23 protein-coding genes are annotated in these 23,821 nt (G+C 60.5%); 10 read left to right on the forward strand and 13 right to left on the reverse strand.

Translation table 11 applies throughout. From position 1 onward, the window contains the following. The first annotated feature begins 5 nt into the window (after nucleotides 1–5). Nucleotides 6–3,029: a multidrug efflux RND transporter permease subunit gene (locus PQT43_RS08570; protein ID WP_110594900.1), complete on the forward strand. Its 3,024-nt coding sequence runs from the start codon at nucleotides 6–8 to the stop codon at nucleotides 3,027–3,029. Between the two features lie 58 nt (nucleotides 3,030–3,087). Here PQT43_RS08570 and PQT43_RS08575 read toward each other — a convergent pair whose 3' ends face one another. The 9 genes from PQT43_RS08575 to PQT43_RS08615 all read right to left on the reverse strand — a co-directional run bounded on the left by PQT43_RS08575 (nucleotide 3,088) and on the right by PQT43_RS08615 (nucleotide 10,904). After that, the gene (locus PQT43_RS08575) at nucleotides 3,088–3,312 is read right to left on the reverse strand and encodes a hypothetical protein (protein ID WP_102880734.1); all 225 of its coding nucleotides are present in this window, start codon (nucleotides 3,310–3,312) and stop codon (nucleotides 3,088–3,090) included. A gap of 2 nt (nucleotides 3,313–3,314) precedes the next feature. Continuing rightward, nucleotides 3,315–4,025, reverse strand: coding sequence for a lipopolysaccharide kinase InaA family protein (locus tag PQT43_RS08580; RefSeq protein WP_102880735.1), 711 nt, complete (start codon nucleotides 4,023–4,025; stop codon nucleotides 3,315–3,317). A 4-nt stretch (nucleotides 4,026–4,029) separates the two neighbouring features. Next, on the reverse strand, nucleotides 4,030–4,710 hold the full coding sequence (locus PQT43_RS08585; RefSeq protein ID WP_267270068.1) for a class I SAM-dependent methyltransferase: 681 nt from the start codon (nucleotides 4,708–4,710) through the stop codon (nucleotides 4,030–4,032). A gap of 198 nt (nucleotides 4,711–4,908) precedes the next feature. After that, the gene (locus PQT43_RS08590; RefSeq protein ID WP_272753712.1) at nucleotides 4,909–6,189 is read right to left on the reverse strand and encodes a sensor histidine kinase; all 1,281 of its coding nucleotides are present in this window, start codon (nucleotides 6,187–6,189) and stop codon (nucleotides 4,909–4,911) included. Next, the gene (gene colR, locus PQT43_RS08595) at nucleotides 6,179–6,862 is read right to left on the reverse strand and encodes a two-component system response regulator ColR (RefSeq protein ID WP_047305857.1); all 684 of its coding nucleotides are present in this window, start codon (nucleotides 6,860–6,862) and stop codon (nucleotides 6,179–6,181) included. The genes PQT43_RS08590 and colR overlap by 11 nt, the downstream gene beginning before the upstream one ends. 529 nt (nucleotides 6,863–7,391) lie before the next feature. After that, nucleotides 7,392–9,035 (reverse strand): chaperonin GroEL, encoded by a 1,644-nt coding sequence (groL, locus tag PQT43_RS08600; protein ID WP_047288866.1) that lies wholly within the window; start codon nucleotides 9,033–9,035, stop codon nucleotides 7,392–7,394. A 49-nt stretch (nucleotides 9,036–9,084) separates the two neighbouring features. Next, nucleotides 9,085–9,378, reverse strand: coding sequence for a co-chaperone GroES (locus tag PQT43_RS08605; RefSeq protein WP_011063093.1), 294 nt, complete (start codon nucleotides 9,376–9,378; stop codon nucleotides 9,085–9,087). Between the two features lie 251 nt (nucleotides 9,379–9,629). Beyond that, the gene (locus PQT43_RS08610) at nucleotides 9,630–10,106 is read right to left on the reverse strand and encodes an FxsA family protein (protein ID WP_011063094.1); all 477 of its coding nucleotides are present in this window, start codon (nucleotides 10,104–10,106) and stop codon (nucleotides 9,630–9,632) included. A gap of 66 nt (nucleotides 10,107–10,172) precedes the next feature. Further along, nucleotides 10,173–10,904 carry a HugZ family pyridoxamine 5'-phosphate oxidase gene (locus PQT43_RS08615; protein ID WP_102860495.1) on the reverse strand — a complete coding sequence of 244 codons (732 nt, stop codon included), beginning with the start codon at nucleotides 10,902–10,904 and terminating at the stop codon, nucleotides 10,173–10,175. Between the two features lie 165 nt (nucleotides 10,905–11,069). Here PQT43_RS08615 and PQT43_RS08620 point away from each other — a divergent pair, with 165 nt between their 5' ends. Further along, on the forward strand, nucleotides 11,070–11,828 hold the full coding sequence (locus PQT43_RS08620) for an SDR family oxidoreductase (RefSeq protein ID WP_102860494.1): 759 nt from the start codon (nucleotides 11,070–11,072) through the stop codon (nucleotides 11,826–11,828). A 102-nt stretch (nucleotides 11,829–11,930) separates the two neighbouring features. Here the strand turns inward: PQT43_RS08620 and apbC are convergent, their stop codons facing one another. Continuing rightward, the gene (gene apbC / locus PQT43_RS08625; protein ID WP_110594902.1) at nucleotides 11,931–13,025 is read right to left on the reverse strand and encodes an iron-sulfur cluster carrier protein ApbC; all 1,095 of its coding nucleotides are present in this window, start codon (nucleotides 13,023–13,025) and stop codon (nucleotides 11,931–11,933) included. Nucleotides 13,026–13,187: 162 nt separating this feature from the next. Between apbC and metG the strand changes: the two genes are divergently transcribed. The 8 genes from metG to PQT43_RS08665 all read left to right on the forward strand — a co-directional run bounded on the left by metG (nucleotide 13,188) and on the right by PQT43_RS08665 (nucleotide 20,260). Further along, a complete protein-coding gene (gene metG, locus PQT43_RS08630) occupies nucleotides 13,188–15,239 on the forward strand; it encodes a methionine--tRNA ligase (RefSeq protein WP_110594903.1) in 2,052 nt (683 codons plus the stop codon). A 128-nt stretch (nucleotides 15,240–15,367) separates the two neighbouring features. After that, entirely contained in the window at nucleotides 15,368–15,949 is a 582-nt protein-coding gene (locus PQT43_RS08635; RefSeq protein WP_102880740.1) for an Rnf-Nqr domain containing protein, read from the forward strand. Beyond that, complete coding sequence (gene rsxB, locus PQT43_RS08640; protein ID WP_253084609.1) at nucleotides 15,946–17,151, forward strand: electron transport complex subunit RsxB; 1,206 nt, start codon at nucleotides 15,946–15,948, stop codon at nucleotides 17,149–17,151. The genes PQT43_RS08635 and rsxB overlap by 4 nt, the downstream gene beginning before the upstream one ends. Continuing rightward, entirely contained in the window at nucleotides 17,138–18,124 is a 987-nt protein-coding gene (locus tag PQT43_RS08645) for an RnfABCDGE type electron transport complex subunit D (protein WP_272753716.1), read from the forward strand. The genes rsxB and PQT43_RS08645 overlap by 14 nt, the downstream gene beginning before the upstream one ends. 2 nt (nucleotides 18,125–18,126) lie before the next feature. After that, nucleotides 18,127–18,738 carry an RnfABCDGE type electron transport complex subunit G gene (locus PQT43_RS08650; protein ID WP_272753717.1) on the forward strand — a complete coding sequence of 204 codons (612 nt, stop codon included), beginning with the start codon at nucleotides 18,127–18,129 and terminating at the stop codon, nucleotides 18,736–18,738. Further along, complete coding sequence (locus PQT43_RS08655; RefSeq protein WP_213665877.1) at nucleotides 18,731–19,327, forward strand: Rnf-Nqr domain containing protein; 597 nt, start codon at nucleotides 18,731–18,733, stop codon at nucleotides 19,325–19,327. The genes PQT43_RS08650 and PQT43_RS08655 overlap by 8 nt, the downstream gene beginning before the upstream one ends. A gap of 7 nt (nucleotides 19,328–19,334) precedes the next feature. Next, on the forward strand, nucleotides 19,335–19,973 hold the full coding sequence (gene nth, locus PQT43_RS08660; RefSeq protein WP_060840796.1) for an endonuclease III: 639 nt from the start codon (nucleotides 19,335–19,337) through the stop codon (nucleotides 19,971–19,973). Nucleotides 19,974–20,080: 107 nt separating this feature from the next. Continuing rightward, entirely contained in the window at nucleotides 20,081–20,260 is a 180-nt protein-coding gene (locus tag PQT43_RS08665; protein WP_102860487.1) for a PA3496 family putative envelope integrity protein, read from the forward strand. Nucleotides 20,261–20,397: 137 nt separating this feature from the next. Here PQT43_RS08665 and PQT43_RS08670 read toward each other — a convergent pair whose 3' ends face one another. The 3 genes from PQT43_RS08670 to PQT43_RS08680 all read right to left on the reverse strand — a co-directional run bounded on the left by PQT43_RS08670 (nucleotide 20,398) and on the right by PQT43_RS08680 (nucleotide 23,664). After that, a complete protein-coding gene (locus PQT43_RS08670) occupies nucleotides 20,398–21,024 on the reverse strand; it encodes a response regulator transcription factor (RefSeq protein WP_102860486.1) in 627 nt (208 codons plus the stop codon). A 378-nt stretch (nucleotides 21,025–21,402) separates the two neighbouring features. Continuing rightward, nucleotides 21,403–22,620: an argininosuccinate synthase gene (locus PQT43_RS08675; protein WP_102880745.1), complete on the reverse strand. Its 1,218-nt coding sequence runs from the start codon at nucleotides 22,618–22,620 to the stop codon at nucleotides 21,403–21,405. Between the two features lie 129 nt (nucleotides 22,621–22,749). Then, nucleotides 22,750–23,664, reverse strand: coding sequence for a flagellar protein MotY (locus tag PQT43_RS08680; RefSeq protein ID WP_102860484.1), 915 nt, complete (start codon nucleotides 23,662–23,664; stop codon nucleotides 22,750–22,752). Nucleotides 23,665–23,821: the final 157 nt, after the last annotated feature.

Genomic DNA, 23,821 nt, shown 5'->3' on the forward strand with positions numbered 1-23,821 from the left:
TCCCCATGGCCTTTACCGATCCGTTCATTCGCCGCCCGGTGCTCGCGACCGTGGTCAGCCTGCTGATTGTGCTGTTGGGGTTCCAGGCCTGGAGCAAGCTGCCCTTGCGCCAGTACCCGCAGATGGAGAACGCCCTGATCACGGTGACCACCGCCTACCCCGGGGCCAATGCCGAAACCATCCAGGGCTATATCACCCAGCCCATGCAGCAGAGCCTGGCTAGCGCCGAAGGCATCGACTACATGACCTCGGTGAGCCGGCAGAACTTCTCGGTGATCTCGATCTACGCCCGGATCGGCTCCAACAGCGACCGCCTGTTCACCGAACTGCTGGCCAAGGCCAACGAGGTCAAGAACAAGCTGCCCCAGCAAGCCGAAGACCCGGTGTTGAGCAAAGAAGCAGCCGACGCCTCGGTGCTGATGTACATCAGCTTCTCCAGCCCGCAACTGAACAACCCACAGATCACCGACTACCTGTCGCGCGTGATCCAGCCCAAGCTGGCGACCCTGCCGGGCATGGCCGAGGCGGAGATCCTCGGTAATCAGGTGTTTGCCATGCGCCTGTGGCTGGACCCGGTGAAGCTGGCGGCCTATGGCCTGGCGGCCAGCGACGTGAGCAATGCCGTGCGCCAATACAACTTTCTGTCCGCCGCCGGCGAGGTCAAGGGCGAGTACGTCGTCACCAGTATCAATGCCAACACCGAACTGAAATCCGCCGAGGCATTCGCCGCTATCCCGTTGAAAACCGATGGCGACAGCCGGGTCCTGCTCAAGGATGTGGCGCGGGTGGAAATGGGTGCGGAAAACTACAACGCCATCAGTTCCTTCGGCGGCGTCCCCTCGGTCTACATCGGCATCAAGGCCACCCCCGGAGCCAACCCTCTGGACGTGATCAAGGAGGTGCGCAAGCTGCTCCCGGAACTGGAAGCGCAATTGCCTCCGACCCTCAAATTAGACATTGCCTACGACGCCACGCTGTTTATCCAGGCCTCCATCGACGAGGTGCTCAAGACCCTGTTCGAAGCAGTATTGATCGTGATTGTGGTGGTGTTCCTGTTTCTTGGCGCCTTGCGTTCGGTGGTGATCCCGGTAGTGACCATTCCACTGTCGATGATCGGCGTGATGTTCTTCATGCAGTTGATGGGCTACTCGATCAACCTGCTGACCTTGCTGGCCATGGTCCTCGCCATCGGCCTGGTGGTGGACGACGCCATCGTGGTGGTGGAGAACATCCATCGGCACATCGAAGAGGGCAAGTCCCCCCTGGACGCGGCCATCGAAGGAGCGCGGGAAATCGCCATGCCGGTGGTATCGATGACCATCACTCTGGCGGCGGTTTACGCCCCCATTGGTTTTCTCCAGGGACTCACCGGGGCCCTGTTCAAGGAGTTCGCCCTGACGCTGGCCGGGGCCGTGGTGATTTCCGGGATCGTCGCCCTGACCCTGTCACCGATGATGTGTGCACTGTTGCTGCGCCGCGAGGAAAACCCCAGCGGCCTGTCCCATCGCCTGGACCGGATTTTCGACAGCCTGAAGCAGCGCTACCAGCGCCTGCTCCACGGCACCCTTGATACCCGCCCCGTCGTACTGGTATTCGCTCTGATCGTGCTGTGCCTGATTCCCCTGCTGCTCAAGTTCACCAAGGCGGAGCTGGCTCCGGACGAAGACCAGGGCATCATTTTCATGCTGGCCACGGCGCCGCAACCGGCCAACCTGGAGTACCTCAATGCCTACACCGATGAGTTCCTGGCGATCTTCAAGGAGTTCCCCGAGTACTACTCCTCATTCCAGATCAACGGTTTCAACGGAGTGCAGTCAGGGATCGGCGGCTTCCTGCTCAAGCCCTGGGACCAGCGCCAACAGACCCAGATGCAAATCCTGCCTCAGGTCCAGGAGAAACTGGCAGGCATTGCCGGCCTGCAAGTCTTCGGTTTCAACCTGCCAGCCTTGCCCGGTACCGGCGAGGGCCTGCCCTTTGCCTTCGTGATCAACACCCCCAACGATTACGAGTCCCTGTTGGAGGTGGCCAACCGGGTAAAGAAACGCGCCATGGAGTCGGGGAAATTCGCCTTTGTCGACATTGACTTGGCCTTCGACAAGCCCGAGGTAGTGGTCGACATCGATCGGGCCAAGGCGGCGCAGATGGGCGTTACCATGCAGGACCTGGGGGGTACGCTGGCGACCTTGCTCGGCGAGGCGGAAATCAACCGTTTCACCATCGACGGACGCAGCTATAAAGTGATCGCCCAAGTGGAGCGCGCCTATCGGGACAACCCTGACTGGCTGAACAACTACTACGTGAAGAACAGCAAGGGTGAGGCCTTGCCGCTGTCGACCCTGATCAAAGTCAGCGACCGCGCCCGCCCTCGGCAGTTGAACCAGTTCCAGCAACTCAATGCCGCGACCATTTCCGGTGTGCCCGTGGTCAGCATGGGCGAAGCCATCGACACCATGCGCCAGATCGCCACGCAAGAGGCCCCCGCCGGCTATGCGTTCGACTATGCCAGCGCCGCCCGCCAGTACGTCCAGGAAGGCAGCGCGCTCTGGGTCACCTTTGGCCTGGCCCTGGCGATCATTTTCCTGGTACTGGCGGCGCAGTTCGAAAGCTTCCGCGACCCGGTGGTGATTCTGGTGACCGTGCCACTGTCGATCTGCGGCGCCCTGATCCCGCTGTTTCTCGGCTGGTCGAGCATGAACATCTACACCCAGGTCGGCTTGGTGACGCTGATCGGCCTGATCAGCAAGCATGGGATCCTGATCGTCGAATTCGCCAACCAACTGCGCCGGGACCAGGGACTCAGCGCCCGACAGGCGGTGGAGCAAGCCGCGTCCATTCGCCTGCGCCCAGTGCTGATGACCACAGCGGCGATGGTATTCGGCATGGTGCCACTGATCCTGGCCAGCGGTGCCGGAGCAGTCAGCCGCTTCGATATCGGCACGGTGATTGCCACAGGCATGTCCATCGGCACCCTGTTCACCCTCTTCGTCCTGCCCTGCATCTACACCCTGCTAGCCAAGCCGGACGCCTGAGCCGGGGACAAACAAAAGGCCTCGCAATGCGAGGCCTTCAGGTGGCAGTTTCAGGTCTTCAACTCTGGGGCTTCAACGCCTGGCTCATGCCGAACATGAACAGCAGCAGTTCATGATCCGGCTTGACCGCCACCGAGCTCTTGGCCCCCCGTGGCAATGGGCAATGTTCACCCTGAGCGGCGCTGAGAACCTGCGTTCGCGGCTGCTCCCAGACAACCATGGCCAAGGAAGCAACTGCCAAGGCTCCTGCCAGGAACAAACCTCGTGCAATTTCTAGCTTCATAGCTATAAACCTTTGATGGGGCTGCCAAACACCGTTCTATAAAGGTAGTAGAGCTTTTGCCAGTCGGTGTCATTCCACGACGAATGGCGGCGCAGTTGCTTGAGGTCGTGGGCCGCCGCCCGGCGGCTGCTCAGGCGCTGGCGGCACTTCTCGAAATCCAGCAATGCAATCCTCACCTGGGCCTGCTCGCCCTCGCCATCTACTCGCACGAAAACATGTTTGGAATACAGGCAGCCATGCTGCCAACGGCCCTTGTGCATGCGCGCCAGGGTCTGCGCCAGTGTCTGCAACACTCGTTCGTGCAACGCTTCGCCGTGGCGTTCACGCTCACCTGCGGCATACCAGTTGTCGATTTCCACGAAGCCGTCGAGCGCAGCGGTCACCAGTAGGGCCTGCCACTGGTGCTCGGGGCCGCGCCGGGCGCCGCAGAACACCAGTTCCGGCACCTCTATATCCAGCGAACGCAAGCCTTGTAGGGCATCCCGCTCACGCAGGACAGTCGGACGGCCAAAAGGATGCAGAAAACTGCGATGAATGTGCCCGATCTGTCGCTTGGCATAGAGCAGACGACCGCCGCTGATCAGGCGCTGCACGCCGCTCTCACCGCCTCGACGCTTATTGGGTTGCTCGACCCATTCACCTTGTTGGTCCCAGAAGTATTCGAAGCAATCTGTGGGCACGGCATCCATTTCCGAAGCACATTCAACAGCCATCCTCTTACCTCTTGCGTAATACGTAGACTCGCCACATGGCGTAGAGCGGAAAGAAGTCCAGATGCTCCTGGACACGAAAACCGGCTTGCCTGAACTCTTCTTCGACCGTAGCCGCCGGTAACACGAAACGATTCTGGTAACCCTCCTGCCCACCTTCGGACAGCCGCTTGCGCTCCATACGCTTGCGCTTCCAGGCCTTGAAATTGCCATCGACCCATAGCGAGATAATCACGCTGTCACGGGTAACCCGCTGAAACTCCCGTAGCAGCGCCATCCGATGCTCGACCTCGCCGATGTGGTGCAGCAACCGCATGGAAAAAATGCAGTCCACAGCGTTGTCCGGTAAATCGATGGCAAACGCAGACGTCTGCAAGGCTCGTACCCGTTTCACCACGTCGGCCGGTTGCGCCACCGTAGCGGTGCTGAGCATAGCCGCTGAATTGTCAGCGCCAACAATGACTCGATTGGCCTTTTCGGTCAGCAGCGGCCAGAAACGGCCCGCGCCACACGGCAGGTCCAGCACCAGGCCCGACTCTCCCGCCAGGGCCAGCGCAGCGCGAGCCAATTGTTCATCACGCTTGTGGGACAACTGTCGTGCCAGTCCTTGCTGGTGCCTGAGCAGGTATTGCTGCGCATGTTGGGCATCGTACTTGTCGGAAAATTCCAGCTTGATCGGTGTCGCCATCATCAAAGTCTCCTGCAACTGATGGCGCCCCCTTAGGCAGCGACGTGTCAGCGACAGGTCATCCCCTTGTGAAAACTTCGTACCGTCCAACGGTGAAATATTTCAGAGTTTTACAGGCACCAAGCAATGGCCTGGGGCCACTTCAGAAGAAAAATCGACAAGCGAGTGGCCCTGCAAAACAGGGCCTGGCAAGAGTATTCAAGCCTTGGAAGGGGGGAGCTGAACGTGAAAACGACAGCCATTGGGGGTCATAGTAGTGAGAGTGACGCTCCAGCCCTGGTTCTCGCAGATGCGCTGGACCAGGGACAAGCCCAGCCCCAGGCCCTCACCGCGTTTTTCATCGCCACGGACAAAGGGCTGGAACATCGCCTCACGTTTTTCCTCGGGAATGCCCACGCCGCTGTCCTCGACGACAAATCCATCCGCCACCAGACTCAAGCGAATGAATCCCTGTTCGGTGTAGTGCAAGGCATTGCGCAACAGATTGCCCATCACCGCATGCAGGAAGGTGGCGTTGTAGCGAGTTTCACCCGGTTGTCCCGGCTCGAAGATCAGCTCGATACCCTTGGCTTCGATGAATTCGCGCCACACCCCGATCAGGTCCTTGGCAGCCTGGGTCAACGTCAGTTGCGGCGACATGCTGGCATCTTCTCGCTGGGCCCGGGCCAGCATCAGGAACGTCTGCACCAGCTCACGCATTTCGTCGCAGGCCCGGGCAATACGTTCGACCTGGGATCGTCCACGGGGATCAAGCCCAGGGTTTTCCAGGAGCAGCTCGCAGGACGTGGCCAGAACCATCAGCGGCGTGCGCAGTTCATGGCTGACGTCACTGGTGAACAGGCGTTCACGGCTCAAAGCCTGGCGCAGACGTCCCAGCGTCGCATCGAAGGCGATCGCCAACTCGCCCACCTCATCCGCCGCATAATCCGGCGCCAGGGGCGGGGCCAGGCCCAGCAATTGATCGCGGTGACGGACCTGGCGAGCCAGACGAACCACCGGTGCCATCACCCTACGCGCCAAGACCCAACCCAGGAACACCGCCAGCGCCAGGCTGAGGACAAAGCCCACCAGCACCACCGCGAACAGCACCCGCTCGCGCTCTTCGAAATCACTCTGATCCTGCAGCAGCACATAACGCCGGCCATCCACCACTTCAACCATGGCGTGATAGGACAGCTGCTCGCGAAACACTTCATGGAAGCCCGGGTCCAGATGCCTCAGGTCCTTGGGCAACTCGAAGTCGCCGCGCCCGCCACTGTAGTAGAACAACTGGTCGGGCTCGGGGCGGTGATTCCAGTCGGCAACGTTATCCATCAGCAACAGGCGTTGCAGATCGCCGCCAAGGCCGGCGGAGATGAGTTTCTCCTCCACCAGATGCACGGTCGCCACGATGCCCATGGCGAAAGCCCCGGCCACCAGTGCGCTCATCAAGGCAAAGGCAATGATGATGCGCTGGGCAAGGCTCTGCTTAAACTCCATCACGGCCCTCGGCCAACCGGTAGCCGACACCGTGCACGGTGTGCAGCAACGGCTTGGCGAACGGCTTGTCGATCACCTGGCGCAGTTGGTGGACATGGCTGCGCAGGCTGTCACTGTCCGGACAGTCATCGCCCCACAGGGCCTCTTCGAGGATTTCCCGGCGCAACACATGGGGGCTCTTCTGCATCAACACTGCCAGCAGCTTGAGGCCCACCGGGTTGAGCTTGAGCAGACGCCCTTCGCGGGTGACTTCCAGGGTATCGAGGTCATAGCTGAGGTCACCGACCTGCAGCGCTCGACGACCACCGCCCTGGGTACGGCGCATCACCGCCTCGATCCTCGCGGCCAGTTCGGACAGGGCAAATGGCTTGAGCAGATAGTCGTCGGCCCCGGACTTGAAGCCCTGAAGCCGGTCATCCAACTGGTCGCGGGCCGTGAGCATGATCACTGGGGTATCGCGCCGGGCATCTTCGCGCAGGCGCTTGCACAGGGTGTAGCCGTCGATCCCTGGCAGCATGATGTCGAGCACGATCAGGTCGTAATGCTCGGTGGCAGCCAGGTGCAACCCCGACAGACCATCCTGGGCGCAGTCCACGGTATAGCCCTTGAGTCCCAAGTAATCCGCCAGGTTGGCGAGAATATCGCGGTTGTCTTCGACCAGTAGAATTCGCATCGGCACTCTCTCCGCACACAGTTAGGGCCGTCTTGGCTCGCGCAGCTTAAGGCCAAGTCCGACTCGCCGCCAGCCTTGTCTGACCGCTCCTGGAGCACTTTTCACCCCTTCAATGGCTTAACAAATTTTTCACCGCTGGCTCACAACCTGACTACAGGGGCAAGCCCAGACTACCGACCGTTTGCCGACAAGAAACAGACCGGAACAGCCACTTCCTGGCTTGCCCGCCAAGCAGAATGAGCCAATGCGTTTCATTGGCCAGAACTCAATGGCTGTTCGCCGGGCCAGCGCTGTTGGGTTGTTGAACCTGAACGACGAATCGAGCGTCCTGGAACTGTTGCAAGACACCCCACGGCCACTGCGGTCCTGGTGGGCAACCACCAACACCTGGGACTGTTCGACGGCAAGGGCCTGGCCATTCTCAGTCCATGCCAAAGGCGGCACCGACAGACGCCCCTCAATTTCAGGCACAAAAAAGCCCCGCCGGTTTTCACCGGCGGGGCTTTTTCAGTACGGGGGTAAGGCTGGCTTACATCATGCCGCCCATGCCACCCATGCCGCCCATGTCTGGCATGCCGCCAGCTGCCGGCTTGTCTTCCACGATTTCAGCAACAGCGGCTTCGGTGGTCAGGATCAGACCGCCGATGGACGATGCAGCTTGCAGCGCGGAACGGGTCACCTTGGTTGGGTCCAGGATGCCCATTTCGATCATGTCGCCGTATTCGCTGGTGGCAGCGTTGTAACCGAAGTTACCAGCGCCCTGCTTGACCTTGTCCACCACCACGCTTGGCTCGTCACCGGAGTTGGCAACGATCTGACGCAGTGGAGCTTCGATAGCGCGACGCAGAACAGCGATACCCACGTCCTGGTCGGCGTTGTCGCCTTTGAGGTCCTTGATGCCTTGCAGAGCACGGATCAGGGCTACGCCACCGCCAGGTACCACGCCTTCTTCAACGGCTGCACGGGTCGCGTGCAGGGCGTCTTCAACGCGGGCTTTCTTCTCTTTCATTTCAACTTCGGAGCCAGCGCCAACCTTGATCACTGCAACGCCGCCGGACAGCTTGGCCAGACGCTCTTGCAGTTTTTCACGGTCGTAGTCGGACGAAGTGTCGGCCACTTGTTGACGGATCTGGGTCACACGAGCCTGGATGTCCGCTTCAACGCCAGCACCGTCGATGATGGTGGTGTTTTCTTTGGACAGGATTACGCGCTTGGCGTTACCCAGGTGCTCCAGGGTGGTGCTTTCCAGGCTCAGGCCGATCTCTTCGGAGATGACGGTACCGCCGGTCAGAACGGCGATGTCCTGCAGCATGGCCTTGCGACGGTCGCCGAAGCCCGGTGCCTTGACGGCAGCGACTTTGACGATGCCACGCATGTTGTTCACAACCAGAGTCGCCAGGGCTTCGCCTTCAACGTCTTCAGCCACGATCAGCAGTGGGCGGCCGGCTTTGGCAACGGCTTCCAGCACTGGCAGCATTTCGCGAATGTTGGAGATCTTCTTGTCCACCAGCAGGATCAGCGGGCCGTCGAGTTCGGCGACCATGGTGTCCGGCTTGTTGATGAAGTAAGGGGACAGGTAGCCACGGTCGAACTGCATGCCTTCTACAACCGACAGTTCGTTTTCCAGGCCCGAGCCTTCTTCAACGGTGATCACGCCTTCTTTACCGACTTTTTCCATGGCTTCGGCAATGATGTCGCCGATGGAGTTGTCGGAGTTGGCGGAGATGGTGCCGACCTGAGCGATGGCTTTGGAGTCAGCGCATGGCTTGGACAGACCTTTCAGCTCTTTGACGATGGCGATGGTGGCCTTGTCGATACCGCGTTTCAGGTCCATCGGGTTCATGCCGGCAGCGACGGCTTTCAGGCCTTCGTTGACGATCGACTGAGCCAGAACGGTAGCGGTGGTGGTGCCGTCGCCAGCGTCATCGTTGGCACGGGAGGCAACGTCTTTGACCAGCTGCGCGCCCATGTTTTCGAAGCGATCTTTCAGCTCGATTTCTTTGGCTACGGAAACGCCGTCCTTGGTGATGGTCGGAGCGCCGAAGCTCTTCTCGATGATCACGTTACGGCCTTTCGGGCCCAGGGTCGCTTTTACTGCGTCAGCCAGAACGTTGACACCAGTGAGCATTTTCTTGCGGGCGGAATCGCCGAATTTAACTTCTTTAGCAGCCATGATCGATATTCCTTAAATACTGTGTAGTAGCGGGGAAATACGTGGGAAATCAGCCTTCGATAACGGCGAGAATCTCGTTCTCAGCCATTACCAGCAGATCTTCGCCATCGACTTTCACGGTGTTGCTGCCGGAGTACGGGCCAAACACCACTTTGTCACCCACTTTCACGGCCAGCGCACGTACTTCACCGTTGTCCAGCACACGGCCGGTACCTACAGCGACGATTTCGCCACGGTTAGGTTTTTCAGCAGCCGAACCAGGCAGAACGATGCCGCCAGCAGTTTTCGATTCTTCTTCGCTGCGACGGATGACGACGCGGTCATGCAGAGGACGAAGCTTCATTGTCGATCTCTCCTAATTGTGGTTTTCAACGGCCGGTGTCGATACCGGCGGGTTAGCAAATCCGGCTTTGCCGGGTGCGGCTCGACGAGCGAGCCGCGGAAGTCTGTCTGGTGTCAGCACCAGAAACCTTGCGGTGACCGTTACATAAGGGCGCATAAGGTTATTACAAGGGCTGGCTGATGAAATTTTTTACATCACCCGGGTTAAAACGAACACGGCACCCGAAGGTGCCGTGTGTTTGAGGCCAGTTATCAAGAATCTCGGTGCTCGAACTCACCTTCAATGACATTGGGCTCACGGCCCAACGGCTGTTGCGGCGCCGGGCCGCCACGGGCCGCACGCATGTCATCGGCAAAGGCGCGTTGGCGCAAGGCCTGCTCCTCGGCACGCTGGCGCATTTTATTGGCCAGCAGACGACGACTGATAGGGAGCAGCATCAGCAGGCCGAATACATCGCTGATGAACCCCGGCAGGATCAGCAGGCCGCCACCCAGGGCCAGCATCAGCCCTTCGAGCATCTGCTGGGCCGGCAGCTCGCCGCGATTGAGACTTTCACGAGCACGCAGTGCCGTGGCCAGACCGGCCACGCGCAACACCAGCACACCGAGCATCGAACCGAGAATGATCAGCAGCAGTGCCGGGAAAAACCCGATGGCCGCGCTGACCTTGACGAAGACGAACAGCTCCAGCACCGGGAACAGTAAAAAGAGCAACAGAAAAGGGCGCATCAAATGGTTTCCTCTGCGGAAGAATGCCTTCCAGTAGACCGTAAATGACGTCGCCAATTCGTGAATTCAAGCACCCGGTGCCGGATTTTTCGGCCATTGATCGGCGTGGGCCAGAAAAACCAGGGCTTCGCGCACTTGTGTCGGCGTGTTGCAAAGGCTTGGAAAGGGCAGCCAGTAAAGAGCCTGGCCAATGCGCAGGTGCATGCCTTCACTGTCGATTCCGGCCAGTTGCGCGGGCTCGCTGTGCGGCAGTCCGGCCAACTCCACATAGTGGGCAATAGCTTTGGCGTGGTCGCTGTTCATATGTTCCACCATGCTCAGCTCGGCCTTGCCGGCGAACGGGTTGGCCAGGGCCACTTGATCCACCCAGTGAATGGCGCCGAAACCGCCGATATAGCGGTGACGCACGGGCTTGAGCACCCAGAAATCGAAGTCATGGGCCTTATGGTAGTTCTGGGATTCCGGGAAATAGCGGTAGTAGCGCTCGGCGGCGGCCTCGATGGCGTCCTGGTCCTCAAGCTTCTCGGCTTCGGCCAGGTAGGTCAGGCGCCCCACTGCTTGCACGTCGTCGGCATCGCGCTCGCCCACCAGCAGCGAACACTTGGAATCCTTCTGCAGATTGTGGGTGTGCTGGGCAATGCGGCTGATAAGAATCAGCGGTCGCCCCTCGGCATCCAGGCAATAAGGCACTACGGACCCAAAGGGAAAACCCGGCATGGCCTTGGAGTGCGTCGACAACACGCCGCGGTATTCCTTGAGCAGCAATTCTCGTGCATTCTTGGCAGCTTCAACGCTCACTTTATGACTCCTTCTTTAGAATCCGTCGAAAACGGACGGGCGCCTGGAGCATTGTTCCAGCTACGCCAACGGGGCAATTCTCTTCTGCAGCCAGGCCAGGTCCGGCAGCCAGCCGAGGTTCCCCCAAAAGGACCACCCCTCAAGACCTGCTAGCGGGACATGCGAATGCAACTCACTGACAAAGTAATCATTATCACCGGCGGTTGCCAAGGTCTGGGCCGCTCCATGGCCGAGTATTTCGCCGCCAAGGGCGCACGGCTGGCCCTGGTGGACCTGAACCAGGAAAAACTCGACCAGGCGGTCGCGGCCTGCAAGGCCCACGGCGTAGAAGCCCGAGCCTATCTGTGCAACGTCGCCAATGAAGAACAGGTCAACCACATGGTGGCCCAGGTCGCCGAGGACTTCGGTGCCATCCACGGCCTGATCAACAATGCCGGGATCCTGCGCGACGGCCTGCTGGTCAAGGTCAAGGACGGCGAGATGACCAAGATGAGCCTGGCCCAGTGGCAGGCAGTGATCGACGTCAACCTGACCGGTGTCTTCCTCTGCACCCGTGAGGTGGCGGCGAAAATGATCGAGCTGAACAACAGCGGCGCGATCATCAACATCTCGTCAATCTCGCGCGCAGGCAATATCGGCCAGACCAACTATTCCGCGGCCAAGGCCGGCGTAGCGGCAGCTACCGTGACCTGGGCCAAGGAACTGGCGCGCTATGGCATCCGCGTGGCCGGCATTGCCCCGGGCTTTATCGAAACCGAGATGACCCTGGGCATGAAGCCTGAGGCCCTGGAGAAGATGACTTCCGGCATTCCGCTCAAGCGCATGGGCAAACCGGAAGAGATCGCCCATTCAGCGGCGTACATCTTCGAGAACGACTACTACACCGGACGCATCCTGGAAATGGACGGCGGCCTGCGAGTCTGATCCTGTCATCGCAACGGTAGGAGCCGGCTTGCCGGCGAAAGCGATCTTGAGGGCGCCTTCGCCGGCAAGCCGGCTCCTACATGACTCACCCGTCTTAGGGTTTCAGTCGTCGCTGATGGTGATGTTGGGCATCGCCGGCGCCGCGGCTTCCTGCAAGACGATGCGCGCGCCGACATGCCGCGCCAGTTCCTGATAGACCATGGCGATCTGGCTTTCAGGCTCGGCGATCACCGTCGGCTTGCCACCATCGGCCTGTTCGCGGATCAGCATCGACAACGGCAACGAAGCCAGCAGTTCAACATCGTACTGACTGGCCAGCTTCTCGCCACCGCCTTCGCCAAACAGATGCTCGGCATGGCCACAGTTCGAGCAGATGTGCACCGCCATGTTCTCCACCACGCCCAGCACCGGGATGTTGACCTTGCGGAACATCTCGACGCCCTTGCGCGCATCCAGCAACGCCAGGTCCTGCGGCGTGGTGACGATCACGGCACCGGCCACCGGGACTTTCTGCGCCAGGGTCAGTTGGATATCGCCAGTGCCCGGCGGCATGTCGATCACCAGGTAATCGAGATTGCCCCAGTCGGTCTGGGTCACCAGTTGCAGCAAGGCGCCGGAGACCATCGGGCCGCGCCAGACCATCGGCGTGTTGTCGTCGGTGAGGAAAGCCATGGACATGACCTCGACCCCATGGGACTCGATGGGCACGAACCACTTCTGGTCCTTGATCTTCGGCCGGGTGCCTTCGGCAATGCCAAACATGATGCCCTGGCTCGGACCATAGATATCAGCGTCGAGAATCCCCACCTTGGCGCCTTCCCGGGCCAGGGCCAGGGCCAGGTTGGCCGCAGTGGTGGACTTGCCCACGCCGCCCTTGCCGGACGCCACCGCCACCACATTCTTGACGTTGGCCAGGCCCGGGATCTGCGCCTGGGCCTTGTGCGCGGCGATCACGCTGGTGATCTCGACCTTGGCCGAGCTCACACCGTCCAGGCCCTCGATGGCCAGTTGCAGCATTTGCGCCCAGCCGCTCTTGAACAGGCCGGCGGCATAACCCAGTTCCATGCGGACCGTGACCCGGTCGCCCTGGACGTCGATGTCGCGCACGCAGCCGGCGCTGACCGGGTCCTGGTTCAGGTAAGGGTCGGTGTATTGGCGAAGGACGGCTTCCACCGCTGCGCGATTGACGGCGCTCATGGGCAACTCCGATAACAAGACTGGAAAATCAGGCGGCTATCCTACGCCGCCGACTCCTTCGTGGCGAGAAAGCTTGCTGTGCACAATGTGCCCGGAAGGGTGAAAAATCCGCGCTGGCGCTTTATAGTGGCCGACCTCCGTTTCATCAAGTAGCCGAGCCCCATGTCCGAGCCACGCAAGATCCTCGTCACCAGCGCCCTGCCCTATGCCAATGGTTCCATTCACCTTGGCCACATGCTTGAGTACATCCAGACCGACATGTGGGTGCGCTTCCAGAAGCATCGCGGCAACCAATGCATCTATGTTTGCGCCGACGACGCACACGGCTCGGCCATCATGCTGCGCGCGGAAAAGGAAGGCATCACCCCGGAACAACTGATCGCCAACGTCCAGGCCGAACACAGCGCCGACTTTGCCGACTTCCTGGTGGACTTCGACAACTTCCACTCGACCCATGCCGAAGAAAACCGTGAGCTGTCGAGCCAGATCTACCTCAAGCTGCGGGACGCCGGGCACATCGCCACGCGCTCCATCACGCAGTATTTCGACCCGGAAAAGAAAATGTTCCTGGCCGACCGCTTCATCAAGGGCACCTGCCCGAAGTGCGGCACTGAGGACCAGTACGGCGACAACTGCGAAAAATGCGGCGCCACCTATGCCCCGACCGACCTGAAAGATCCAAAGTCGGCGATCTCCGGCGCCACCCCGGTGCTCAAGGATTCCCAGCACTTCTTCTTCAAGCTGCCGGACTTCCAGCAGATGCTGCAAAGCTGGACCCGCAGCGGCACCCTGCAAGACGCCGTGGCCAACAAGATCGCCGAATGGCTGGATGCCGGCCTGCAGCAGTGGGACATCTCCCGCGACGCGCCGTACTTCGGCTTCGAGATCCCGGACGAGCCGGGCAAGTACTTCTACGTGTGGCTGGACGCGCCAATCGGCTACATGGCCAGCTTCAAGAACCTCTGCGCCCGTCGTCCGGAGCTGGATTTCGACGCGTTCTGGGGCAAGGACTCCACCGCCGAGCTGTACCACTTCATCGGCAAGGACATCGTCAACTTCCACGCCCTGTTCTGGCCCGCCATGCTCGAAGGCGCCGGCTACCGCAAGCCGAGCGGCATCAACGTCCACGGCTACCTGACGGTCAATGGCCAGAAGATGTCCAAGTCCCGGGGCACCTTCATCAAGGCCCGCACCTACCTGGAGCACCTGTCGCCGGAATACCTGCGCTACTACTACGCCTCCAAGCTGGGCCGTGGTGTCGACGATCTGGACCTGAACCTCGAAGACTTCGTACAGAAGGTCAACTCCGACCTGGTGGGCAAGGTGGTGAACATCGCCAGCCGTTGCGCCGGCTTCATCCACAAGGGCAATGCCGGGCTGATGGTCGACAGCAATGCCGCCCCCGAGCTGACCGAGGCATTTCTGGCGGCCGCGCCAAGCATCGCCGACGCCTATGAAGCCCGCGACTTTGCCCGTGCCATGCGCGAAATCATGGCCCTGGCCGACCGCGCCAATGCCTGGATCGCCGACAAGGCCCCATGGTCGCTGAACAAGCAGGAAGGCAAGCAGGATGAAGTCCAGGCCATCTGCGCCACTGGTATCAACCTGTTCCGCCAGCTGGTGATTTTCCTCAAGCCGGTGCTGCCGCTGCTGGCCGCCGATGCCGAGGCGTTCCTCAACGTTGCACCGCTAACCTGGAACGATCACCTGCACCTGCTGGCCAACCATCAACTCAACGAATTCAAGCCGCTGATGACGCGGATCGACCCGGTAAAAGTACAAGCCATGACCGACGCCTCGAAAGAAGACCTGACCGCCAGCCAGACCGACACCGGCGCAGCCGCGCCAGCAGGCAACGGCGAACTGGCCAAGGATCCGCTGTCGCCGGAAATCGACTTCGACACCTTCGCCGCCATCGACCTGCGCGTCGCCTTGATCGTCAAGGCCGAAGCCGTGGAAGGTGCCGACAAGCTGCTGCGCCTGACCCTGGATATCGGTGATGAGCAGCGCAACGTGTTCTCCGGAATCAAGAGTGCCTACCCGGATCCGTCCAAGCTCGATGGTCGCCTGACCATGATGATCGCCAACCTCAAGCCGCGAAAAATGAAATTCGGCATCTCCGAGGGCATGGTGATGGCCGCCGGCCCTGGCGGTGAAGAGATCTACCTGCTGAGCCCGGACAGCGGCGCCAAGCCGGGCCAGCGGATCAAGTAAGGCTGCAGGCTGGACCCCGTCCCCCCGTTGTGCCCGGCGCAACGGGGGGATTTGCATATCTGGCGGCCCTGCGCCCGCGCCGGAGTTTGCCTACTCTTGAGAGACCGCCTGCCCGTACCGGCCCAACCATGACCCACTTCCTCCTCGCCCTTGTCAGCACCGCCCTGATCAACAACTTCGTGTTGCAGTGGCCGCTGGGCGTCGATCCACTGCTGCAGGCCCCAACCGATAGCGCTCGGCAGCGGATTCACGCGCTGGGCCTGGCGACCACGGTCCTGATGCTGGTCAGTTGCGTGCTAGGCCATGTCCTTTATCGTGGCGCGCTGCTGCCTTGGGGGCTGGAATCCTTGCAGTTGTTTCTCTGGCTGCCCCTGAGCGTGCTGCTGATCAAACCGCTATTGCAGTTGCTATCCCGGGCCTTGCCCAATGTTCCATTCGACGGCCTTTGGCCGCTGCTGCTGGGCAATGCCAGTGCGCTCGGCCTGCTGCTGATCGCCACTGGGGAAAACCTCGGGCTCGCGACCCTCAGCGCCATGAGCCTGGGGGCCGGACTGGGCTTCTGGCTGGTACTGAGCCTGTTCAGCGATCTGCGCCAGCGTATCTCCAACAACGATATTCCCCTGCCCTGGCGCGGCCTGCCGATCGACCTGATCAGCGCCGGCCTGCTGGCAGTAGCGTTTTTCGGCTTCAACGGACTGATCAAAACATGAGTCTGATTCAACGCATCGATGCCCTCCTGCCCCAGACCCAGTGCGGCAAGTGCGGCCACCCCGGATGCAAACCCTACGCCCAGGGCATCGCCAACGGCGAGGCCATCAACAAGTGTCCACCCGGCGGCGAGGAAACCATCGCCGGCCTGGCGCAACTCCTGCAGTTACCGGTGCTGGAGCTGGATCGCAGCCGCGGCGAAGCTCCGGCCCAGATCGCTTATATTCGCGAGGCCGAATGCATCGGCTGCACCAAATGCATCCAGGCCTGTCCAGTGGACGCCATCGTCGGCGCGGCCAAATTGATGCATACCGTGCTTGTGGACGAGTGCACCGGCTGCGACCTGTGCGTGGCGCCCTGTCCGGTGGACTGTATCGATATGCTGCCGCTGCCCGAGAGCAAGGTGGTACCGATCGTCGGCGGCCTGGCCACCAGCCCCGAGCAGCTGCAAGCCCGCAGCAGCAAGCGCGAGCAGGCGCGACGACGCTTCGAACAACGCAACGAACGCTTGCAACGGGAAGACGCCCGGCGCCTGGCCGAGCGCCAGGCCCGCGCACAACGAGCCGCGCAAACCACTGACGACAGCCAGAACCCGGTGCAGGCCGCCATCGAACGAGTCCGTGCGCAGAAGGCCGCGGCGGCCGATGCAGCACTGAAGAAAGCCAAGATCGAGCTGGCCATGAGCCGGGCCCAGTTGCACAAGTCGCTCAAGGCTTTCGGCCATCCACCGACCTTCGAGCAGCAAATGCAATTGATCGTCCTGCAGCGTCAGTTCGAAACCGCCGAGCAGGCCTTGGCCCAGCTGGAGTCCCAGGCGCCACCTGCTCCGCCGCCAGTGGCCAAGGATGCTGATCTCAAGCGCGCGAAGATCCAGTTGGCGACGCGCCGCGCCGAACTGAAGAAAGCTCAGGCGGCTGAAGCGTCCAGTGCTGAACTGGAAACCCTGAGCGCAGCCCTGGCGGCGGCCGAACAGGCCCTGCATGCCGCCGAGGACGCCAGTGCGAAACCGGCGCCGACACTGACTCGTATCGAAAAACGCCCGATCGATCCACAGCTGCGGCAACTGAAAACCGAACTGGCCTACGCCCGTGCCGATCTGAACAAACTACAGCGCCAGCCCGACACCCGAGCAGAACAGCTGGCCCAGGCTCAGGCACGCTTGTACGAGGCCGAGCGCCAGGTGAAGGCCCATGCTGATAGCTGACGGCGTCGACCAGCGCCTGCGCCAGGCCATGCAGCGAGTGCTGCTGGCCACGCTGCCGGGCCTGTTGGTGATGCTGTGGCTGTACGGATGGGGCGTGCTGCTCAATCTGCTGCTGACCGTCAGCGGCGCCCTGGCCATGGAAGCCCTGGTCCTGTACCTCAGAAGGCGCCCGCTACCGCCCAACCTAGGCGATGGCAGTGCCTTGGTCAGCGCCACGCTACTGGCCCTGGCCTTGCCAGCTTACTGCCCCTGGTGGCTGCCGCTGAGCGCGGCCGCTGCCGCCATTGTCCTGGGCAAGCACTTGTACGGCGGTGTCGGCCAGAACCCGTTCAATCCGGCCATGCTCGGCTACGCCCTGGCCTTGTTGTGTTTTCCCCAGTCGATGACCCATTGGCCTGCGCCCCACGCCATGGACCTGCTTGGCGGCCTGCAAAAGGTATTCGGTGTCGCGGACGGCCTGCATGCGGACGCCTGGGCTCAAGCCACGGCACTGGACAGCCTGCGGATCAACAAGAGCCTGACCCTCGACGAACTCTTTGCCGGCAACCCCGCCTTCGGGCACTTCGGCGGCCGTGGTGCCGAATGGATCAGCCTGGGATTTCTTGCCGGGGGGCTGTTTCTGCTGCAGCAACGGGTCATCAGTTGGCAGGCGCCCGTGGGCATGCTGGGCAGCCTCTTTGTCATCAGCCTGCTGTGCTGGAACGGCTCGGGCTCCGACTCCCATGGCTCACCGCTGTTTCACCTGCTCAGCGGCGCCAGCATGCTGGGCGCATTCTTTATCGTCACCGAACCGGTGTCCGGCCCCAAGGCAGCGAAAGCCAGGCTGCTGTTCGGCGTCGGCGTCGGCCTGCTGACCTACCTGATCCGCACCTGGGGCGGCTACCCCGACGGCGTTGCCTTCGCCGTACTGCTGATGAATCTGGCGGTACCGGGGCTGGAACGCCTGTGCCTCTCGGAACAGGAGAAAGCTTGAGCATGAAGAGAACGCGCGGTCTGCTCCTGCTGGTGCTGCTCGGCGTTCTCGGCGTGGGCGCCACCCTGTGGCTGCAATACGCTGGCGCACCGCGCATCGCCGCCGAGCAACGGGCGTTGCAGGCCCGCAAGTTACTCGACCTGCTGCCTGCGGCAAGCTACGACAACCAGCCACTGGAGCAACCACTGCCCTTGAGGGATGTGCAACTGGACAACAGCCGCTTGCTGGATGGCTACCTGGCCACCCGCGCGGGTCAGCCCAGTGCCGTGCTGCTACGCACTCGAGTGAACGGTTACGCTGGCCCCATCGAGCTGCTGATCGCCATCGACAGCCATGGCCGCCTGCAGGGCAGCAAGACGCTCAAGCAGGATGAAACCCCAGGCCTGGGAGGCCGCATCGCCGAACAGCCCAACGCCTGGCTGCAGGGGTTTTCCGGCAAATCCCGCACGTCCTCGGACGATGCTGCCTGGGCCCTGAAAAAGGACAATGGCCAGTTCGATCAGATCGCCGGCGCCACCATCACCTCCCGCGCGGTGATCAGCGCCCTGCACGATGCCCTGCGCTACTTCGATGAGCATCGTCAGCAACTGCTTTCGGGAGCCGCCGATGAGTAAGCCACTGTCCTTGCCGGGCCTGCTGATGCTGACGCCGTTGATCGGGGCCACGGATTCCTGGGTCAAGGCCCTGGGCCTGGCTCTGGCGTCCACGCTGCTGATCGGGACCTTCGGGGCCGGCATGGGCCTGCTGCGGCCACATTTGCAAAGCCGTCAGCAGTGGCTGGCCAGCCTGTTGCTCGCCGCCACTCTCGGCAGTTGGCTGTGGCTGGTGGTGCAAGCCTGGAGTTATGAGTTGCACCAGCAGTTGAGCCTGTACCTGGGCCTGCTGCCCCTGCAATGCGTGATATTGGAACAGGCGGGCTTCTTCCAGCACCGCGACCGGCTACGCCTAACTGCAGGTTTCTGTGGCGCGCTGGTGCTGGTGGGCGCGTTGCGCGAATTGCTGGGCACCGGCGCCCTGGGCAGCCATCTGGGCTGGCTCGCCGGCCTGCCCGGAGATAGCGCCGGTTGGGTGTTGCTGCCCCAAGGCGGATTGCGCCTGCTGACTCTGGCCCCTGGGGGTTTTATCCTGCTTGGCCTGCTGCTGGCGGCAAAGCGGGCCTGGACCACCTCTTCATCCTTCAACCGACCGCCTTCGAGGAAATGAACCACCGATGAATGCCGCCAAACGCCTGGAAATATTTCGCCGACTTCACGAAGACAACCCCGAACCAAAAACCGAACTGGCCTACTCCTCGCCGTTCGAGTTGCTGATCGCGGTGATTCTTTCGGCGCAATCGACCGACGTCGGGGTCAACAAGGCGACCGCCAAACTCTTCCCCGTGGCCAATACACCGGCAGCTATCCATGCACTGGGGGTCGAGGGCCTGTCCGAATACATCAAGACCATTGGCCTGTACAACAGCAAGGCCAAGAACGTCATCGAGACCTGCCGCCTGCTGGTGGAACGCCACAACAGTGAAGTGCCACAGACCCGGGAGGAGCTGGAAGCCTTGCCCGGCGTCGGCCGCAAGACCGCCAATGTGGTCCTCAACACCGCTTTCCGGCAATTGACCATGGCCGTGGACACCCACATCTTCCGGGTCAGCAACCGCACCGGGCTGGCCCCGGGCAAGAATGTAGTGGAAGTGGAAAAAAAACTGCTGAAGTTTGTACCCAAGGAGTTTCTGCTGGACTCCCATCACTGGCTGATCCTTCACGGTCGCTACGTCTGCCTGGCCCGTAAGCCACGTTGCGGTAGCTGTCGAATCGAAGACCTGTGCGAGTACAAGCAAAAGACTTCTGACGATTGAGGCAGCATTGATTTTGTTGATGAGTCGATTGAAAAAATCTTTTTTACCCGCCAGGAGAATATCGATATAAGGAGCGCCAATGGCAGTCTTAGCCTGGAGTTGACCTTATGAGCACTGGCAAAGAACAACTGGACGTGGAAGAAGACTTCATCGCAGCAGACACAGACGATGCTGAACCGGTGGTCGAGGTGGCGAAAACCAATCTGAGCAAGCGCAGAACCATCGACAATCTTCTGGAAGAACGACGGCTGCAGAAACAACTGGCCGATTACGACTTTGACCTCTAGTCACAAAAGAACCTCCAGACGGAGGTTTTTTTGTGCCTCTCTCGCCCTGAAACTCGACCGGTCAGCCCCTCGGCATGACCGGTCCGTTCCGAATTAGCAGATTGCTCCATTCAGGCTGTCGCTTCAGTCATCCACACTCATACCAACTGATGGCGCTGGGCAAATTCGATCAGGTCAACCAATGAACGAGCGTTGAGCTTGGCCAACAACCGCCGCTTGTAAGTGCTGACGGTCTTGTTGCTCAAACACAAGCCCTCGGCGATTTCCTTGTTACTCATGCCATTGGTGAGCTGCTTCAATACGATCAACTCACGCCCTGAAAGAAGCTCGATCATTTCTTCCTCGCTGCTGATGCCCTGACTGGAACGAAAGGTGTGCAACGCCTCGTTGGGAAAGTAGCTGTAACCTGCCAGCACCGCCCGCACCGCACTGATCAGTTCGGTAATGTCCTGCTGCTTGCACACGTAGCCGGCGGCCCCGGCCTGCATGCAACGCATGGAAAAGGGTCCGGGAACTTGCAGGGTCAACACTAGAATTTTGATCGGCATGCCTCTGGACATCAGGCGGGTTATAACTTCAAGCCCATCAAGTTGTGGGATACCAATATCCAAAATCAAAATATCGGGAACATATTCAAGAGCCAACTTTAAAGCATCCGTGCCGTTATCTGCTTCTGCTACTACTTCAAAACCATGGCGTTCCATCAACATACGCACAGCCAGGCGAATAACAGGATGATCATCCACGATCAATACTCTTTTCATAGGTCCATCCAAGTCCTTAGAGTTTTTTAGAGCCCGCACAATACCCCAGAGAATTGACTCTGACACCGTGCTACCAGGGGCTACGACCCTACGAGGACGATCCTTACAAACAATACCGATTTACCTTACAAAAAAATTTAGATAAAGGTCACTTAACTGGAAAAGCGCTTAAGATTAATCGCTAGATCAGCTACTTTTCGTACTAAAAGCCACATCATCAGGCAGCACTTTCAGCAGCGGGAGGGTGATTAACAAACTGCACTCAATAGCACTTCTTCGTTCAATCAACTGCCCTACTCAGCCTCTGCCCGTAGGCACCATTAATCAGAAGCAAAAAAAACCCCGCTTATCGCGGGGTTCTTTTAGCAACTCAAGGTATCAGACCAGGGTCCGGCCCTTGTTTGCAGCGATACGCATGCGCAATGCGTTGAGCTTGATAAAGCCTGCTGCGTCCGCCTGGTTGTAAGCACCACCGTCTTCTTCGAAGGTGGCGATGTTGGCGTCGAACAGCGACTCATCGGACTTGCGACCGGTAACGATCACGTTGCCCTTGTACAGCTTCAGGCGCACTACACCGTTCACGTGGGCCTGGGAGGCGTCGATCATCTGTTGCAGCATCAGACGCTCAGGGCTCCACCAGTAGCCGGTGTAGATCAGGCTGGCGTACTTGGGCATCAACTCGTCTTTGAGGTGAGCCACTTCGCGGTCCAGGGTAATGGACTCGATGGCGCGGTGGGCGCGCAGCATGATGGTGCCACCCGGGGTCTCGTAGCAGCCACGGGACTTCATGCCCACGTAACGGTTCTCGACGATGTCCAGACGACCGATGCCGTGTTCACCACCGATGCGGTTCAGGGTCGCCAGCACGGTAGCCGGAGTCATTTCCACGCCGTCGATGGCGACGATGTCACCGTTGCGGTAGGTCAGCTCCAGGTATTGCGGGGTGTCAGGAGCCTTCTCCGGGGAGACGGTCCAGCGCCACATGTCTTCTTCGTGCTCGGTCCAGGTGTCTTCCAGCACGCCGCCTTCATAGGAGATGTGCAGCAGGTTGGCATCCATCGAGTACGGCGACTTCTTCTTACCGTGACGCTCGATCGGGATACCGTGCTTCTCGGCGTAGTCCATCAGTTTCTCGCGGGACAGCAGGTCCCACTCACGCCAAGGGGCAATCACTTTGACCCCTGGTTTGAGGGCATAGGCGCCCAGCTCGAAACGCACCTGATCGTTGCCCTTGCCGGTGGCGCCATGGGAAATGGCATCCGCGCCAGTCTCGTTGGCGATTTCGATCAAACGCTTGGCGATCAACGGACGAGCGATGGAAGTACCCAGCAGGTACTCGCCTTCGTAGACGGTGTTGGCGCGGAACATCGGGAAAACGAAATCACGCACGAACTCTTCGCGCAGATCGTCGATGTAGATCTCTTTGACGCCCATGGCTTGCGCCTTGGCGCGGGCCGGCTCGACCTCTTCGCCTTGGCCCAGGTCAGCAGTGAAAGTCACTACTTCACAGTTGTAAGTATCCTGCAGCCACTTGAGGATCACCGAAGTGTCCAGGCCGCCCGAATACGCCAGAACGACCTTGTTTACGTCCGCCATGCCATCACTCCACGGGGTTGTACGGAAAGCCGTCGAGTCTACCGATCCACGAGGATAATTTACAGAGGCGCGACAGCTTATGACGACCAAGCGACAGATTATGTCGAGCGCGCGACGACGACAGCCGTATCAGGAAGTCGCCGCAGCACTGGAACCGGAGGTGGCCTGAGGCGCCGGAGCCGGTTTTTCGGTGGGGGCGACCCGTTCCAGATGCACATTGACCCGGCGATTCTTCGCTCGGTTGGCAGGATTGGTGTTGGGAGCCAGAGGATAACGCTCACCATGGAAGCGCACCACAATCTGGTTTTCCGCCAAACCGTTGGCCTTGAAGAACTCCATCACCGCCAAGGCCCGGCGGCGGGACAGGTCGCGGTTGGTCAAGCGATTGCCGCTGTTGTCAGAGTGGCCGTCCAGTTCGACGTGATTGACCGTCGGATCGGCCTTGATGAAGTCCACCATCACCTGCAACTTCGCCTTGGCCCGAGCATCGAGTTCGATACCGCCGCCCGGGAACCCGATCTCGCCCTGTTTCACCTGTTCGTAGTTCATCGGCAGCAGTTTGGTCATGCAGCTTTGATAGTCGCTGTAGGCCTTGCTGAATTTCACCGGAAGCAGGCGCACCTCGGAAACCCCACCCTCGCGGGAAAAATGCCGGACCACCGGACTACGCCCCTCCAGCAAACCGATGATCAGGCGACCGGCCTGCATCTGATTGCTGTTGTACAGCACCCCATCCGTGCCGGCCTTGACCGCCCCGAGGTTGATGTCGCCACGCCCCGGCTGCCAGGGCGCCGCGGCCGCAAGCAGCGTCGCCGAGCCACCTGCCTGCATCGGGTTGAAACTCTTGAGGCGAAAAATCGCCTGCTCACCGGCGCGGCGAACGAATTCGCCGGAACCGAAATCGGTGACGGGCTGGATCAAGCGGCACTCGAATTTGTCACCTTCGACCGTCCACTCAATGCTCTCCAGACGGGTCTGGAAAGTGAGAGCCATCGCGGGCAGGCTGGCAAACACACTGAGCAAGGCTAGATAACGCTGGCGCACGGGAGGCTCCACTGACGTGTACAACAGAAAAATCGACAGGCGTTAATACGCCATACCTTCGGGATATCGGTTGCTCGTCGCAAAACTTGATAGCGAGTGCCTGGAAGAGTCTTTTCCGGTAGCATTCCCCCCGAGTTTTACCCGCCTGGAACCTCCA

This window comes from Pseudomonas sp. BLCC-B112, from assembly GCF_028550695.1.
Classification (GTDB): Bacteria; Pseudomonadota; Gammaproteobacteria; order Pseudomonadales; family Pseudomonadaceae; genus Aquipseudomonas; species Aquipseudomonas danubii.

Coding starts and splice junctions, on each gene's coding strand:
- PQT43_RS08570 (WP_110594900.1), top strand. CDS start 6: ATGGCCTTTACCGATCCGTTCATTCGCCGCCCGGTGCTCGCGACCGTG.
- apbC (WP_110594902.1), bottom strand. CDS start 13,025: ATGAGCGCCGTCAATCGCGCAGCGGTGGAAGCCGTCCTTCGCCAATAC.
- PQT43_RS08605 (WP_011063093.1), bottom strand. CDS start 9,378: ATGAAGCTTCGTCCTCTGCATGACCGCGTCGTCATCCGTCGCAGCGAA.
- PQT43_RS08585 (WP_267270068.1), bottom strand. CDS start 4,710: ATGGCGACACCGATCAAGCTGGAATTTTCCGACAAGTACGATGCCCAA.
- groL (WP_047288866.1), bottom strand. CDS start 9,035: ATGGCTGCTAAAGAAGTTAAATTCGGCGATTCCGCCCGCAAGAAAATG.
- rsxB (WP_253084609.1), top strand. CDS start 15,946: ATGAGTCTGATTCAACGCATCGATGCCCTCCTGCCCCAGACCCAGTGC.
- PQT43_RS08635 (WP_102880740.1), top strand. CDS start 15,368: ATGACCCACTTCCTCCTCGCCCTTGTCAGCACCGCCCTGATCAACAAC.
- PQT43_RS08590 (WP_272753712.1), bottom strand. CDS start 6,189: ATGGAGTTTAAGCAGAGCCTTGCCCAGCGCATCATCATTGCCTTTGCC.
- PQT43_RS08650 (WP_272753717.1), top strand. CDS start 18,127: ATGAAGAGAACGCGCGGTCTGCTCCTGCTGGTGCTGCTCGGCGTTCTC.
- PQT43_RS08575 (WP_102880734.1), bottom strand. CDS start 3,312: ATGAAGCTAGAAATTGCACGAGGTTTGTTCCTGGCAGGAGCCTTGGCA.
- PQT43_RS08670 (WP_102860486.1), bottom strand. CDS start 21,024: ATGAAAAGAGTATTGATCGTGGATGATCATCCTGTTATTCGCCTGGCT.
- PQT43_RS08655 (WP_213665877.1), top strand. CDS start 18,731: ATGAGTAAGCCACTGTCCTTGCCGGGCCTGCTGATGCTGACGCCGTTG.
- metG (WP_110594903.1), top strand. CDS start 13,188: ATGTCCGAGCCACGCAAGATCCTCGTCACCAGCGCCCTGCCCTATGCC.
- PQT43_RS08675 (WP_102880745.1), bottom strand. CDS start 22,620: ATGGCGGACGTAAACAAGGTCGTTCTGGCGTATTCGGGCGGCCTGGAC.
- PQT43_RS08580 (WP_102880735.1), bottom strand. CDS start 4,025: ATGGCTGTTGAATGTGCTTCGGAAATGGATGCCGTGCCCACAGATTGC.
- PQT43_RS08620 (WP_102860494.1), top strand. CDS start 11,070: ATGCAACTCACTGACAAAGTAATCATTATCACCGGCGGTTGCCAAGGT.
- colR (WP_047305857.1), bottom strand. CDS start 6,862: ATGCGAATTCTACTGGTCGAAGACAACCGCGATATTCTCGCCAACCTG.
- PQT43_RS08665 (WP_102860487.1), top strand. CDS start 20,081: ATGAGCACTGGCAAAGAACAACTGGACGTGGAAGAAGACTTCATCGCA.
- nth (WP_060840796.1), top strand. CDS start 19,335: ATGAATGCCGCCAAACGCCTGGAAATATTTCGCCGACTTCACGAAGAC.
- PQT43_RS08645 (WP_272753716.1), top strand. CDS start 17,138: ATGCTGATAGCTGACGGCGTCGACCAGCGCCTGCGCCAGGCCATGCAG.
- PQT43_RS08610 (WP_011063094.1), bottom strand. CDS start 10,106: ATGCGCCCTTTTCTGTTGCTCTTTTTACTGTTCCCGGTGCTGGAGCTG.